The organism is Psychrobacter sp. AOP22-C1-C5 (assembly GCF_052378885.1).
In the GTDB taxonomy this organism is placed as follows: Bacteria; Pseudomonadota; Gammaproteobacteria; order Pseudomonadales; family Moraxellaceae; genus Psychrobacter.
Genome location: NZ_JBQSYC010000001.1, coordinates 456135 through 471468 on the forward strand (window position 1 = coordinate 456135; position 15334 = coordinate 471468).

The 15334-nt window shown below is 44.2% G+C and carries 12 protein-coding genes and 1 tRNA gene; 4 read left to right on the forward strand and 9 right to left on the reverse strand.

Translation table 11 applies throughout. The features are described 5' to 3' along the window. Nucleotides 1-128 precede the first annotated feature (128 nt). From rseP to rimO, 7 genes are all read right to left on the reverse strand, one after another. Nucleotides 129-1505 (reverse strand): RIP metalloprotease RseP, encoded by a 1377-nt coding sequence (gene rseP / locus ACT3TH_RS01775; RefSeq protein WP_444754134.1) that lies wholly within the window; start codon nt 1503-1505, stop codon nt 129-131. A 33-nt stretch (nt 1506-1538) separates the two neighbouring features. Then, the gene (dxr, locus tag ACT3TH_RS01780; protein WP_444754135.1) at nt 1539-2747 is read right to left on the reverse strand and encodes a 1-deoxy-D-xylulose-5-phosphate reductoisomerase; all 1209 of its coding nucleotides are present in this window, start codon (nt 2745-2747) and stop codon (nt 1539-1541) included. 186 nt (nt 2748-2933) lie between these two features. Continuing rightward, on the reverse strand, nt 2934-3743 hold the full coding sequence (locus ACT3TH_RS01785; protein ID WP_444754136.1) for a phosphatidate cytidylyltransferase: 810 nt from the start codon (nt 3741-3743) through the stop codon (nt 2934-2936). 187 nt (nt 3744-3930) lie between these two features. Beyond that, nucleotides 3931-4689 (reverse strand): polyprenyl diphosphate synthase, encoded by a 759-nt coding sequence (uppS, locus tag ACT3TH_RS01790; RefSeq protein WP_444754137.1) that lies wholly within the window; start codon nt 4687-4689, stop codon nt 3931-3933. Nucleotides 4690-4962: 273 nt separating this feature from the next. Further along, nucleotides 4963-5517, reverse strand: coding sequence for a ribosome recycling factor (gene frr / locus ACT3TH_RS01795; RefSeq protein ID WP_444754138.1), 555 nt, complete (start codon nt 5515-5517; stop codon nt 4963-4965). 125 nt (nt 5518-5642) lie between these two features. Then, entirely contained in the window at nt 5643-6368 is a 726-nt protein-coding gene (gene pyrH / locus ACT3TH_RS01800) for a UMP kinase (protein ID WP_444754139.1), read from the reverse strand. 171 nt (nt 6369-6539) lie between these two features. Next, nucleotides 6540-8123: a 30S ribosomal protein S12 methylthiotransferase RimO gene (gene rimO / locus ACT3TH_RS01805; RefSeq protein WP_444754140.1), complete on the reverse strand. Its 1584-nt coding sequence runs from the start codon at nt 8121-8123 to the stop codon at nt 6540-6542. A gap of 146 nt (nt 8124-8269) precedes the next feature. On the opposite strand from rimO, the gene ACT3TH_RS01810 reads away from it, so the two are divergent. The 3 genes from ACT3TH_RS01810 to ACT3TH_RS01820 all read left to right on the forward strand — a co-directional run bounded on the left by ACT3TH_RS01810 (nt 8270) and on the right by ACT3TH_RS01820 (nt 11907). After that, nucleotides 8270-9685, forward strand: coding sequence for a two-component system sensor histidine kinase NtrB (locus ACT3TH_RS01810; protein ID WP_444754141.1), 1416 nt, complete (start codon nt 8270-8272; stop codon nt 9683-9685). 76 nt (nt 9686-9761) lie between these two features. Next, nucleotides 9762-11585, forward strand: coding sequence for a sigma 54-interacting transcriptional regulator (locus tag ACT3TH_RS01815; RefSeq protein ID WP_444754142.1), 1824 nt, complete (start codon nt 9762-9764; stop codon nt 11583-11585). A gap of 237 nt (nt 11586-11822) precedes the next feature. After that, nucleotides 11823-11907: transfer RNA gene (locus tag ACT3TH_RS01820), tRNA-Leu, on the forward strand. Nucleotides 11908-11988: 81 nt separating this feature from the next. Here ACT3TH_RS01820 and ACT3TH_RS01825 read toward each other — a convergent pair. Beyond that, a complete protein-coding gene (locus ACT3TH_RS01825; RefSeq protein ID WP_444754143.1) occupies nt 11989-13008 on the reverse strand; it encodes a serine/threonine protein kinase in 1020 nt (339 codons plus the stop codon). A 98-nt stretch (nt 13009-13106) separates the two neighbouring features. Between ACT3TH_RS01825 and ACT3TH_RS01830 the strand changes: the two genes are divergently transcribed. Then, nucleotides 13107-14072, forward strand: coding sequence for an ATP-binding protein (locus ACT3TH_RS01830; RefSeq protein WP_444754144.1), 966 nt, complete (start codon nt 13107-13109; stop codon nt 14070-14072). Nucleotides 14073-14183: 111 nt separating this feature from the next. Here the strand turns inward: ACT3TH_RS01830 and ACT3TH_RS01835 are convergent, their stop codons facing one another. Continuing rightward, nucleotides 14184-15296: a ribonuclease Z gene (locus ACT3TH_RS01835; RefSeq protein WP_444754145.1), complete on the reverse strand. Its 1113-nt coding sequence runs from the start codon at nt 15294-15296 to the stop codon at nt 14184-14186. Nucleotides 15297-15334 lie beyond the last annotated feature (38 nt).

Genomic DNA, 15334 nt, shown 5'->3' on the forward strand with positions numbered 1-15334 from the left:
CTAAAAATTACGATTAGTACAGAGGTGGTGATACAAAGCTTGTCGCCTATCATATGAATAATCTACATACGATAAGCGTAAAGCCATTAGCCTATCTCATCTTGTCAAATATATGGTCGGCTAAAAGGTTAAAACAAACGACTGATGTCATTACCAATTGCTAACACCATGAAACCTGCCAGCAAGAGTAAACCGATATTTAGCCCAACCATTTGAACGCCTTCCGACAACGGTTTGCCTCGAATCAACTCAATGAGATGATACACAATATGACCACCATCTAACACTGGAATGGGCAAAAGATTCAATACAGCGAGACTCAAACTGATTAAAGCAGCTGTAGATAGCACCATCTGCCAACTGATATCAAAACTTTGTTTGGCGACCTTAGCAATGGTAATCGGCCCTGATAAATTGTCTAAACCAATCATACCTGATAGCATCTTACCCATTGACGTCACCGTCATCACTGCTAATTGCTCGGTCTTTTCAAAGGACTTAACCAATGACTCACCAGGACCATATACCACGGTTGTTTTGTAGGTATCAGGAATGACAATCTCAGATTGCTCCACCATAGCACCAATCTGCCCATAATCGTTACCTAAATTGTCTTTTTTACCTTGCGGCATAATCTGTAGCTGAACAGGCTTATTATCACGCATTACCATAAAGTTAAGCAACTTTTCTGGATTATCACGGATGACATACGTGGCACTGATCCAATCTTCGATTGCTTGACCATTGATCGCCGTAATGCGATCACCTTCTTTTAAACCTTGACGACTGGCTGCACCGTCAGGGGTCAGGCTACCAATTATTGGAGCAATGTCTGGCTGCCACGGTAGCATACCAAAACTTGTTAACGCGTCTTTGCCTTGCGCCGCACCTTGCATGAATTGCTGCACTGGCGCTTGGTACGTTTTGGTCGGGCTATTCGGCGCTGCATCTGACTGCAAAGTAATACTTACCAAATCTGTCTCACCCATGCGTCCAGCAAGACGATAATTAATGCCTTCCCATGTCTGAACTTCATGACCATCAATCGCGACGATCTTATCACCAACTGGTAACTGTGCTGTGGCGGCTGGTGTGTTGGGCAACACTTGCCCAATTTTGGTTGCCAGCTGCTCTGATGGGGTCATAAAGAGCACCCAAAATAGCGCTATCGCGATGATAAAGTTCATGAGGGGCCCTGCCGCGACAATCGCAATCTTCTTGAGCGGATGCTGATGATTAAAAGCCAGATGCTTCTCCTCTTCTGCTACGCCCCCTTCACGCTCATCAAGCATTTTGACATAACCACCCAGTGGTAATGCTGAGATACGATAATCAATACCGCTTTTTTTACTCGTCCAACCAAAAAGCTTAGGCCCAAAACCGATAGAATACGTCAACACTTTAACGCCGCAAAGACGCGCCACAATATAGTGACCCCACTCATGTAAAGCAATGAGTGGACCTAAGACAAATATTGCCGCAAGAAGCGTTAATAAAAATGTCATGATCTTTTCTCTGTTAAATGGCTGACAAAGCGATTACGCCAGCTTTTGGATAAGTGTATCGGTATGACGGCGTGCTATTTTATCAATTGATAGTATATCTTCTATATCGGCATGCTCATTCAATAACGGTACTTGTATCTCAGTCAGTGCCTGCTCGTTAATGTCAGCTATATCAGTCAAACGAATATGTCCGTTTAAAAACGCATCCACTGCAACCTCATTAGCAGCATTGAGCACAATCGTCGCTTGGGTACCTGATTGCATTGCTTGACGGGCCAGACGTAAACAAGCAAATTTTTGTAGATCAGGTTCAATGAACTCAAGCCCACTTAACGCATACAAGTCCAATGTTTGCGAGCCACTATCCATACGATTAGGATAGCTAAGAGCATGTGCAATTGGGGTCTTCATATCTGGACTGCCGAGCTGCGCTAAGAAGCTACCATCACTATATTCTACCATCGAGTGAATAATGCTTTGCGGATGAATCACCACATTTATTTTATTTTCAGGCAAATCAAATAAATGACAGGCTTCAATCAACTCCAAGCCTTTATTCATCATCGTAGCTGAGTCGACTGATATTTTTTGCCCCATCGACCAGTTTGGATGTTTGACAGCTTCTGCGACACTGGCTTGCTGCATTTTTTCAAACGATTGCTGTAAAAATGGTCCACCAGAAGCGGTCAACCAAAGCTTGCGCACCCCGTGGTTTGGCTGATGAATCTGTGTATTGTCTTGTTGGATAGCAAGTGGTAGGCACTGAAAAATAGCATTATGCTCAGAATCAAGCGGCAACAACGTCGCATTGTGCGTTTTGACCGCATCAATCATCACTTGGCCCGCCATCACCAGCGCTTCTTTATTCGCCAGTAAGATACGCTTGCCGGCACGAGCTGCTGCTAAGGTAGAAGGTAGACCAGCTGCCCCCATGATAGCGGCGACGACCGTATCGGTCTGCGAATCGGTGGCGATATCTACCAGCCCTGCTTCACCGCCCACGACATCAACATTTAAACCCGCTTCCTTAATACGTTGAGCAAAATCATCGACCGCCGCTGTTGGTACGCTGACTCGCTTAGGCAAAAACTGTTGGCAAAGCGCAAACAGTTTGTCTAAACGGTGATAGCCTGATAAAGCATAGACATCGTAATGCTGTGACTGCGCAGCTAAGATTGCCAATGTGCTATCGCCAATCGAGCCTGTCGCGCCTAGTACGGCGATGCGTTGCGTCATAACCATTGATGCCTATATGTAAGTGCTACTGTGAAAAATAAAATAAAGAAAATAAATAAGATATGAAAAATATAAGTGGAATGACTTATCTCAATAAATAAGTGGTGAAAATAATATTACGTAGTCAGCTCAAGTGTAAGTATTGAACCAGCTGATTTGCCGTAAAATAAGTCAATGCGCTCGTCTGTACTCTTATACAACCATCAAACCGAGCTGCTGTATTATCCAAAAGCCCAGCGCAAATATTGGTGTGGCAGATAATAGCGAATCAATACGGTCAAGAACACCGCCATGACCCGGTAAGATAGTGCCCGAATCTTTTACAAGAGCGCGGCGTTTGAGCATTGACTCAAACAAATCACCAAGTACAGATGCCAAGATCGTTATGGCTGACAACGATACAAATGCAATTAATGGCACACCCGTTAATTGTAGCTTAAAGACACTAATGGCGATAACCACTAACAAACCAGTTACCAAACCACCTGCCAGTCCTTCCATACTCTTATTCGGTGAGACGTTTGGCGCCATTTTGCGACGACCAAATTTGCGTCCAACGAAATAAGCGCCACTATCAGCACACCATACCAATAAGAACACATATAGTAACCACCATGCTGACAGCTGCCATAAGTAAAACATGGCAGTGATAGAGGCGGTTAATATCACAGTACCCATCAATGCCAATTTTTTACCGTACCAATTGGTATGAGTGGGGAAAACTCTGACCCAAAACAGTGCCATTACCCATATTGCTAATGAGGCCACCCACCAAAACAGCCAAGTCGCTGTGAACATGAGCGACACTAATGTCAGCACCAAGACCAATAGTACAAATAGCGCAGGATGACGCCATTTCGGCATCAGCTTCGTCCATTCGTGTGCGGAGATGATCGCGCCGATTGCTAAAAGTGGTGCAAATAAAATAGGAGTTTGGCTCGCAAACATTGCAATACCAACGATAATAACGAGAACAATTGCCGTCTTAATTCGTTGCCACATACTTATTGAGCCTTATAATAATGAAAAACGCATGATCAAAAAATGCAGTATAGCAGTAATCGACAATAGCCTTCTAATCGCAATCAACCTCAAATAAAGCAGTTTATTATTTCACAAACCATGAATCTTAACTACTTATAGTATATTCACATTGTAAGATACTGAGTATATCTTTAGCTGTTATATATCAGCGGGTCTGCTGCTCTGTCACTATTTGTTCGCTGGTTTTGCCAAAGCGGCGTTGACGTTGAGCAAATTCTGTCACCATATCAGCCAACTCTTCTGCTGTAAAATCTGGCCACAACGTTTGGGTAAAGAACAGCTCCGCGTAGGCCGATTGCCACAACAAAAAGTTGGAGATTCTGTATTCGCCGCCCGTACGCACCAGCATATCCACCGCTGGCGCATCGGCTAGTTGAACGTACGCGCCGAGCCTCTCTTTATTAATATCATCAGCACTCAACTGCCCTGCTTGAACTTGCTCAGCCAACTGTTTTGCTGCATGAGCAATATCCCATTGACCACCATAGCTGATGGCAATAACCAGTGTCATGGCGTCAAAGTTTGCCGTTTTTTCTTCAGCGTCCGCCATCAATGCTTGCAAGCTGTCACTGAGTTGGCTGCGATCCCCAATAAAACGCAAGCGAATACGGTATTCATTCATACGCGGTATTTGCTCATAAATGGTCGATGTCAGCAGTTGCATTAACAACGCCACTTCACTGGGCGGACGCTGCCAGTTTTCGCTAGAAAAAGCGAATACTGTCAGTACTTCAATGCCAGTCTCAACACAATACTCGACGATAGGGTCTAGCGCATCTTTGCCAGCCACATGGCCTTGACCTTTGCCCAAATCATTGGCTTTACCATAACGATTATTGCCATCCATAATGATAGCGATATGGCGCGGAAGAATATCAGGAGCCAACAGGGATGATATGGACATAGGCGAACTTGCTTATTGTTAAGGTAAGATAATAATAACGTGTACTATGGCAGTTAAAAAGTGCAATACAGGCAATTCATAAATTTATCATAAAACCGTCGCCGAACTTTCGGCAGTTTTTGAAAGAAAGACTACAAAATATCGTCTAATAATTGTCATTAAAACATTGCAATCGACATAATAATAAGCAGCCAATAGCAATGGCACATTGGCTGCTTAACTATAAAGAAATGACTCAACTGGTTTTACCAAAAATGGCAGGTTTGCCAGTTTTTAAACGTCCATCAAATCGCTTTCTTTTTTACTCAGACGGCTATCAATAGTTTCAATGTACTTGTCAGTAATTTTTTGAATATCATCACTGGCGCGGCGCTCGTCATCTTCTGATATTTCTTTTTCTTTTGCCAACTCTTTAATATCATTCATCATATCGCGGCGGATATTACGAATTGAAACGCGGCTGCTCTCAGCTTCCCCGCGGGCAAGCTTTTGCATGTCGCGACGAGTGTCTTCTGTCAGGGCAGGCATCGGCACACGAATCACGTCAGCGGTCATTGGGTTTAGACCCAAATCTGCTTCACGAATGGCTTTGTCAATCGCTTGTACCATGGTACGGTCAAATGGCTGAACCAATAGCGTACGTGAGTCTTCTACGTTTACACTGGCCACTTGATTCAATGGTGTAGGAGAACCGTAATAGCTAACCATTACACCTGACAACATACCTGGATGTGCACGACCCGTACGCACTTTGCTAAAGGTACTCTCAAGCGCTTCCAACGTTCTTTGCATGCGCGCTTCGCCGTCTTGCTTAATCTCATTAATCATCATGTATCCTTATTTATCGCTACCGACAAATCATTCATTATTGTTGGTTATAAAAGTTATTTATCATAATATGAGCCAGTGCTCACATCGCAACTTATATTGTAATCATGCTAGCTTTTACTATATCAATGATAGACGCGCGTGCCTTCATTTTCGCCCATAATGACATTCAATAAAGCATTAGGCTTGTTCATATCAAACACTTGTAGCGGTACATTGTGTTCACGGCATAAAGCAATGGCAGTTAAATCCATAACACCCAGCTTTTGCTCTAATACTTCATCAAACGTTAAACCGTCGTATTTGACTGCATCAGAATGTAGACTTGGGTCTTTGTCATAAACGCCGTCCACTTTGGTTGCTTTTAAGATTAGACCTGCTTCGATTTCAATACCGCGCAAGCAAGCAGCAGTGTCCGTGGTAAAGAACGGATTGCCTGTGCCAGCAACGAAAATACAAACTTCTCCGTTTTTAAGATAGCGGATGGCATTACGGCTGCTGTAACTTTCGGTCACTTCACCGATTGGCAATGCTGACATCAAGCGCGTTTTGATATTACGGCGCTCAAGCGCATCACGCATCGCAAGTCCATTCATAACAGTGGCAAGCATACCCATCTGATCACCCGTGACACGGCCAACCAAGCCCTCTTTTTGTAACTGCGCCCCGCGATATAAGTTACCACCCCCAACGACGATACCTACCTGTACGCCAAGTCCGCGCAAGTGGGCAATAGATAAACTCATCTTATCGAGTACTTCAGTATCAATACCCATGTCTTTACTACCGGCCAAAGCTTCGCCAGAGAGTTTCAACAAGATACGAGAGTAACGCGGGTTTTTGTCAGACATGAGGTCACCTTGTTAGCATTAAATTATAATTACAGTCATTGGTAAAATACAAATAGCGTTTGTCCGCAGCGCCATATCTAATGCTTGGCGTATGAAACAGGCTAAATTGCGCCAATTGTAGCAAAAACTGCCCGCTCTTGGGCAATTTTCACTCGCATATTGCACTCGGTTTTACCCTTTATAGCTGGCAAATAAATCATACTCGCTTGCATCGTCGATAGTAACCGTTAAGAACTGACCGACTTTTACTTGAGCGGTAATGTCGTCCACATAAACATGACCATCAATCTCTGGCGCATCGGCATAGCTACGGCAAATCGCAATATTCTCGTCGCTATCGATTTCATCAACCAATACCATCAAGGTCTTACCGACTTTTTCTTGCAGTTTTTGCGCCGATATCTCTTGTTGTAGCGCCATTAAGCGCTCATAACGAGACTGCTTAACGTCTTCAGGCACATGATTTGGCAAATCGTTAGCGACCGCGCCTTCAACTTCTGAGTACGTAAATGCTCCAACGCGATCAAGACGCGCTTCGACCAGCCAATCAAGCAAGCACTGAAAGTCTTCTTCGGTTTCACCTGGGAAGCCGACGACAAAGGTTGAGCGGATAACAATGTCAGGACAAATCTCACGCCATGCTTTGATACGTGCCAGCGTGTTTTCGCTATGGGCGGGACGTTTCATGGCTTTTAAGATGCTATGACTGGCGTGCTGAAAAGGAATGTCCAAATAAGGCAACAGCTTCTTCTCACCCATTAGCTCAACGACTTTATCTACGTGCGGGTACGGATAAACATAATGCAGACGTACCCAAATCCCTAAGTCATTCAGTGCTTGGCACATGTCATAAAACTTGGACTTCAGCGGCATGCCATTCCAAAAGCTGGTCTTATATTTTAAGTCCAACCCATAAGCAGACGTGTCTTGTGAAATGATAAGCAACTCTTTGACGCCTGCTTTTTTGAGGGCCATCGCTTCATTCATCACGCTGTCAATTGGACGCGAAACCAAATCACCACGTAAGCTTGGAATGATGCAGAAAGTACAACGATGGTTGCAACCTTCAGAGATTTTTAGGTAGGCATAATGACTTGGGGTCAATTTGATGCCAGCCTCATTAATTAGATCAATCTTTGGATCGTAATTTGCATCCAAGCTGCGGTTGGGTCTTGGCACGTGCTGTGCGACGGCTGTAATGACTTCATCATAAGCATGAGCGCCCGTCACTGCGAGCACAGCTGGGTGCATTTCACGAATCTTTTCTGCTTCTTTGCCCAAGCAGCCTGTCACAATCACTTTACCGTTTTTGCTAATGGCCTCGCCAATCGCGTCAAGCGACTCTTGTACCGCTGACTCGATAAAACCGCAAGTATTGACCACGACTAGGTCAGCACCTTCATAATCGCTGGCCACTTGATAACCATCACGGCTAAGTTCCGTGATAATTCGCTCACTATCTACCAGTGCTTTTGGACAACCTAACGAGACAAAACCAATCTTTGGCGCGGCGTTAACTGGTGCATTGGCTGTCGCGGTCATCCCTGATGTGGCATCACTGCTTTGCTCAATCGTACGATTCTGATTGTGATTGGCTTTATGGTGATAGGGTGCGTTACTGTCTGATGATCTCTGCTCTTCGATCATTGCGGGCTTAGCAGGATTAAAAATAGTGGCTGTGTTTTTAGGTGAAGTAGAAGCTGGCTGTGAGGTAATCGTAGTCGGATTCATCGACTCGGTAGAAGTTTTGGACATGGCTGACCTTGCTTGAGATAAATTGGCTGTGCGCATTGTACGTTTTTTTTGCAAATACCGCCAGTTTTGCCGCTCTATACTGTTGATTTGTGGTTAAATATTATATCAAGCATACTTTTTTTTAGTCATTACTTTGGGCGCTACCTATGACAAGCCATTTGACCACCACAAAACTGACACCTGACCTAGCATTTGTGTCACAGCATTTGTTTACGTCTATCTTGTGGGTCGATGAGACACTGTCTATCACTTGGTTGAATGCACAAGCCGAACAGCTGCTTGCGATCAGTAGCGGCAGGTTACTCAATCAGTCCGTATTGACGCTACTTGCGCCCGATACATTAAAAGACAGTAGTATAAAAGACGACCATGCAAAAGAACCGACTTGCTCATTGACCGAACGCTTTACTCAAGCACAACATTATCAGCAACCATTTATCGATCATGATCATACTATAGACACACACTTGAATGGTAACTTGTCTCTCTCAGTTGACTATAGCGTAACGCCTGTTATCTATGAGCAGCAGCATTATTTTATTATTGAGATGTGGGGCAAGGATCGCCAAAGCCGCATCTCAGAAGAACAACGTCAGCAGCAGCAATATAACGTCGCTCGTCATATGCTGCGCTCGGTCGCTCATGAAATCAAAAATCCGCTGGCAGGTATTCGCGGTGCGGCTCAATTGCTACAGCGACAATTTATCAAATTTAGTAGCCCGTCTACGTTTAACAACCAGCCTTCTGGGGTTACTGCTCACTCACACTCTCTTTCAAACCACAATAGCGACAATCATAACCTGCAAAAAACCGCTGAAAAACTGCGTAACTATACCGATATCATCATCTCCGAAACAGATCGCTTAACTCAGCTCATTGGACAATTTCTTGGCTCCAACCAATTGCCCAATTGGCAAACGATTAATATCCATGAGCCACTAGAGCATGTGATAACCTTGGTACTGAATCAATATCCGCAAGTGATACTACAACGCGACTATGACTTATCGTTGCCAGAATTAAAAGCTGACAAAGACCAGCTGATTCAAGTGTTTTTAAATCTGATAAACAATGCCTGTGAATCAATGACTGAGTTTGAGCAGACGCTTAAGCCAACAGAGTTGTCCGAGTCTAACGCTGACCACTCTGTCATTTCACAAACTGACAAGTCAGAGACAGGTAACTCAAAAACGGACAAGGATAGCGACGCTGATTACCAGCCGACCCTGCATATTCAAACCCGAGTGGCTTTTCAACATACCATTAGCGGGCAACAGCACAAACAGGTGTTACAGATTAATATCACTGACAACGGCTCGGGGATTAATCCTGCCCTTATCGGACAGATATTTTTCCCGATGGTGACCAGCCGCGCAGCAGGGACTGGTCTTGGATTGTCCATTGTGCAAGATATCATCAGCCATCATCATGGTATGATTGATGTCAGCTCTAATCAATCGCACAGTCCTAACAGCCGTGTTAAACACAACCAAAGTCACAATCAGACACGCTTTACGTTATATTTGCCTTTTCACCAACCAATAACTGAAGCGGAAACATAAATAATATTATCGTACAAAACCGTTGAATGACTAAATTATAAACCTGAATCAACCCATTGCTCATTAGGCCCGATACATGACTGACTATAACAACAAGCATAATCCTAAAAGCGATAATCAAACATCAAATGTTCAAACATCGAACAATCAAGTAAACAATAAACAAATAGTAAATGATCAAGCGGCAAAGGTGACGGTCAATAATAATCCTAATAAGCAGACTGCCACTCTATGGCTCATCGATGATGATGCCGCGCTGCGTTTGATATTGGCTGATACGTTTGAAGATGCAGGACTGACTGTTATCAGCTTTACGCAAGCACAAGCAGCGTGGACACGGCTTAATGATATACTACAACAGTCAGAGTCAGCAGAACCTTTGCCAGACGTGATATTGACCGATATCCGTATGCCAATGATGGATGGTTTGTCATTCAGTGATTGGGTACACAAGCATTTTCCTAAGCTGCCCATTGTCATTATGACCGCGCATTCAGACCTTACCTCAGCCATTAGTAGCTATCAGACAGGGGCGTTTGAGTATCTACCCAAACCCTTTGACTTGGACGATGCAGTCGCTACCATTTACAAAGCCATTAATTACCAGCCTAACATAGCTGAAGTGCATGCTATAAATATGCCTGATACTAGTATAGCCACTGTATCCACCGATACTGTCTCTAACAACAATGCGACAGCTGATGCCAAAACCAACCCTATTACCAACGCCAAGCCTGTAAGCAAAGCTTCTAAAGCCGCTAATAGTAAAGTTGGGGTGAAGTCCGACACTAAGACTCAAAACAATCCAAGCGGTATTATCGGTCAATCGCAAGCCATGCAGACGGTGTTTCGCGCTATTGGCAGACTGGCACACTCTCCCATAACCGTCTTAATCACAGGTGAATCGGGCACGGGCAAGGAGCTGGTCGCAAGCGCGCTACATCAGCACTCCCCTCGCAATCATCAGTCTTTTATTGCCCTAAATATGGCAGCAATCCCGCATGATTTGATTGAGTCTGAGTTATTCGGTCATGAAAAAGGTGCGTTCACTGGCGCGACGACGACACGGCAAGGTCGTTTTGAGCAAGCGGACGGCGGGACACTGTTTTTGGATGAAATTGGTGACATGCCGTTTAGCACGCAAACCCGTCTGCTACGAGTGCTGGCCAATGGCGAGTTTTACCGCGTGGGTGGACAGCAGCCGGTCAAAGTAGACGTACGTATCATTGCTGCTACCCATCAAAATTTGGAAGAGTTGGTAAAACAAGGCCGCTTCCGTGAAGATCTGTTTTATCGCCTTAATGTCATTCGCCTACCGCTACCACCTCTGCGTACACGGCGCGAAGATATCCCTGCACTCGCTCTTTACTTTATGCAGCGTGCTGCCGAGCAAATGAATACATCGCCAAAACAGCTACATTCTACAGCGCTACAGATTATGCAATCTTTTGAGTGGCGTGGTAATGTACGTCAGCTAGAAAATGTTTGCTTATGGCTTACAGTAATGGCAACTGGCGATACCGTCATGGTAGATGATTTGCCACCAGAGCTACTCGAAAACAGCTCAATTCATTCACAGCCGAATCAAGAATCTCCTTTATCGTCGCCAGAAATGGCACAGAATCACCAACAGCGAAACAACGATAGCATCAATAGTGAAGCCTATCATGAGCTCAATAATCAAAATTGGCAGCAAGCATTGGCTATTTGGGCTGAACAATCACTAGAGCAAGGTGAAACGGACATTTTACAAATGGCAACACCTGAATTTGAACGCGTCTTGCTCACCGCTGCCCTCAAGCATAGTGGCGGCAAAAAGATAGCAGCAGCTAGCTTACTTGGGTGGGGACGTAATACCCTGACACGTAAGTTACAGCAACTGGATATCTCCTCATCATAAAAGTGAGACAAATAGCGATTGAAGAAGCAAAAGCGCTAAATAAAAAGCCCAATACAATCAATTATTTATAATTATTAGCAAAAATAATCGTTAAATAATTAAAAATAATGGCAAATAGGGGTTGCCAAAAAAATCAAACTCTATATAATAGCCAACCACTGAGACGCACTACCGAATCAGTTAACTGTCTAGATGGTATTTGAATTTAAATGCTTTTGATGATAGAGTAACGAAAATGGGGCTGTGGCGGAATTGGTAGACGCACCAGATTTAGGTTCTGGCGCCGCAAGGTGTGAGAGTTCGAGTCTCTCCAGCCCCACCATTTTCGGATAGTACATCTTAGACCAAATATTAAAGCCTGCTTTTTAGCAGGTTTTTTTGTGTCTGGAATTTGCCAATGGACTTATAACCGTTCTAAATCCATCAATACTTCCTTCATACTTCCATACCGCTTTTCTACCCGCTTTGCCAATGCGCTATCCACGATGGGTTGATATTGACCATACTTTGATGGCAATCTTGGAATCGGGTGTTGACAATGCTGTGTTGCCCAATCAATCATTGGATCGCTACTTTGAGTATGTACCTTAAAGGGTCGCTTACCCATCAATATCTCAAACATCATAATACCAAACGCATAGACATCACTTTGCACCGTTGCGCCCTGCCCGTGCCAGCGCTCAGGCGCAAGATAGGCTGGCGTACCAGCAGGATTTGACTGAACAGAACTACTCACTCTGTGTGCCAAAGCAAAATCCGTCATCAATAAATCAGGCATTCTGCTGTTATCACAAACCTCATCTATTGAATCGCCATTGAGTAAAAAATTACTAGGCTTAATGTCATTATGTAGCCAACCAGCCTGATGCAACTTGGCTATCAAATGCGCTGCCTGAAGAATAAAATAGTATTTCTTTTCATCTGTTAACAATGAATGCGTTTGCCTATTCAGCTGCTTAGCCAAGCTTCCACATGAATAGTAAGGCATGACTAAAACGGTGAAATGTTGGCCCTGTTCCAATACTTGAACGTCTAGCTCATGATGAGCGAGTATAGCTGGCGCAATAAGGACAGAATTGCTTTGATTTTGGGATAGGTTATTTAAAGACTTTAATACATGGGCTTCGTGAGACAAATAAGTCGAATAATGGTCTGCATTATGGTTTAGTTGCCATTTGACCATGACGTGACCGAATTGTGAATGCTGTGCGCGCGTCAAACCCTGATAACAGTTGCGTTCCCTACTTTGTGTTTCACCATCCTGCATTTGCTCATCACGTTCAGCATTTTGTTGAGACAAACGTTGATGTGCTATTTCCCTATATTGTAAGATCGACAATACTTGTGTCACTGTTGGCAACAGTGCCCGTGCTTGCGCCTGCAAAGCTTGTATAATAGACGAATGACTGGCACTATTTTTCATGATATTGTTCTTGATAATGCTATTTTTTATAGTACTGTGAAGTCCTGACAAAGCCGAAATCACGCCAATTAAACACAATCTTAACTATTAGAGTTATTATGTCACAATCATCTAAGTCATCTGATCCATCTACGCATTACGCCCTACCTGCTTCACTATTGGACTTACTCAGTCAGTACTTACAAGAGAAAGTCACGCCAACGATTGAGATCGATCCGGCGCAGCTGGCTTATCGCTGGGTTGGTGGTCACAATGGACACTTAGAACCATTAACAGTCAATTTGTTTTTAAGTTTAGACGACTTGCACGGGATAGATAAACAAAAATCAAAACTCGTACAAAATACCCGCCAGTTTTTAAAAGGCTATCCCGCCAATCACGTCCTAATGACGGGAACACGCGGCGCGGGTAAATCTTCACTGATTCGAGCATTACTACAAGCCTACCATAGTGAAGGCCTGCGCATTATTGAAATTGCGCGTGACGATCTACGGATACTTGATAAGATTCGAGCTGCGATCAAGGCACTGCCAGCAGATTGTGGTTGTCGTTACATAGTGTACTGTGATGATTTAGCATTTAACGGTCAAGACGAAAGCTATCGTGCTCTAAAAAGTGTGCTGGATGGCTCGCTGGATTCTGAGCAAGACAAACTACTGGTTTATGCTACCAGTAACCGCCGTCGCCTGCTACCGCAAATGATGAAAGACAATCTTGATATTTATAATGGGCAGACGGATGAAGTCAATCCTTATGAGGCAGTTGATGAGACCGTGTCGCTGTCCGATCGATTTGGTTTGTCCCTAACCTTTCATCCCATGGATCAGCAAACTTATTTGCAGATTGTTCAGCATTATCTGATTTTAGAACAACAGAAGATTGCAGCCAATACGGACACTATTATTGAAGTGAGTTCAGGGGATGGAAGTTTGTCTGACACTATTAGACCCGATGCTTTACGCTGGGCGTCGGAGCGTGGTGGGCGCTCAGGACGAGTCGCCTATCAGTTCAGTCGTTATTGGAGTGGTAAAACGCAACTGGCGATTGAAGACAGTAAGCGCTAAATTATAATGATTGTATACCGAGCTACTAAGATAAACTCTCGTCGCCTCTGTCAGCAACGGCACAGCAAGAAAGATTGTCTTAGCAGTACGTTTATAAAGGTTGTCGCTCTTTTATTTAGTTTCCACAATATCACTTCGTGCAGAACCTAAATACTGTACGCGGTCAGTTTCTTGATGGTCGCTTAAGTCAGTGGCACTATTGACGATATACTGAGCAAAATCCGCTGCCAGCCATAAATTTCCTTGATATACGCTTTGGGCGTCTGCTCGAATATGTGCCATATTCGGTGTGCTGCTATCCGAATTCTCAAAGCTCTGATAACGCGCGCTAAAATGTGTCAAAATTAAGTTCTTGACACCGTTATCTTGCGCAAACCTGCCCACTAAGTACGCACTACTGTGCATGGGATCAAACTCTGGGTTTTTTGCCTGAATCTTCGTTAAGACGTCCGTCGTATACGTGGCTTCATGTACTAATAAATCCGCACCAACCACCACTGTACTTAAAAGCGCGGGCGTGTCGTTATCGCCAGCCACCACGACGCGTGTACGCTGCTTTTCATAATCAACATAATCTGCTGAAAGCAATTGCCCCCCATCATCCGTCATGACGTCCTCGCCTTGCTGCAATCGGCCCCACAAACTGCCGGCAGGTATTCCTGCTGCAATTAGCTTGGCTGTATCTAGTGTATGGCGACTGATGTTTTGGGTGATACCAAAGCCATAGGATGACACCCGATGCGAGAGTAGCGTAATATCAATGCTTAGCTGATGCTGTTCATTTAACGCAATATGAACTCTGTTCTCTTCAGTTTGCAGAACTTCTTCAATTGCTATGAAATCAATCGTAAAAGAAAAATGCAGCTCTGTGGTCAACTTAATAGCATCGAGTAGCGTTGCAATAGCTTGTGGTGCAATCAAAGTCAACGGCTCGCGACGACCTGACATGGCAGCACTCGCCAGCAATCCTGGTAGACCGTAGCAATGATCACCATGTACATGAGTGATGCAAACAGCGACCAATTGGTGCAAAGAGAGCTTGGTATGTAGCAGCTGCTGCTGTGTGCCTTCACCGCAATCGATCAATAACCATGGGCGTGACTTACTAGCCTGCTGATTGGAACCTGACAAGTAAGGATTCAGACATTCAATTGCCAATGCCGTCACATTACGCTGTTTGGTCGGTACACCAGCTGATGTACCCAAAAAGGTTAGCTTTAGCATAGGCAACTTCTTTTACTGATAGCGATCACTGAATGATT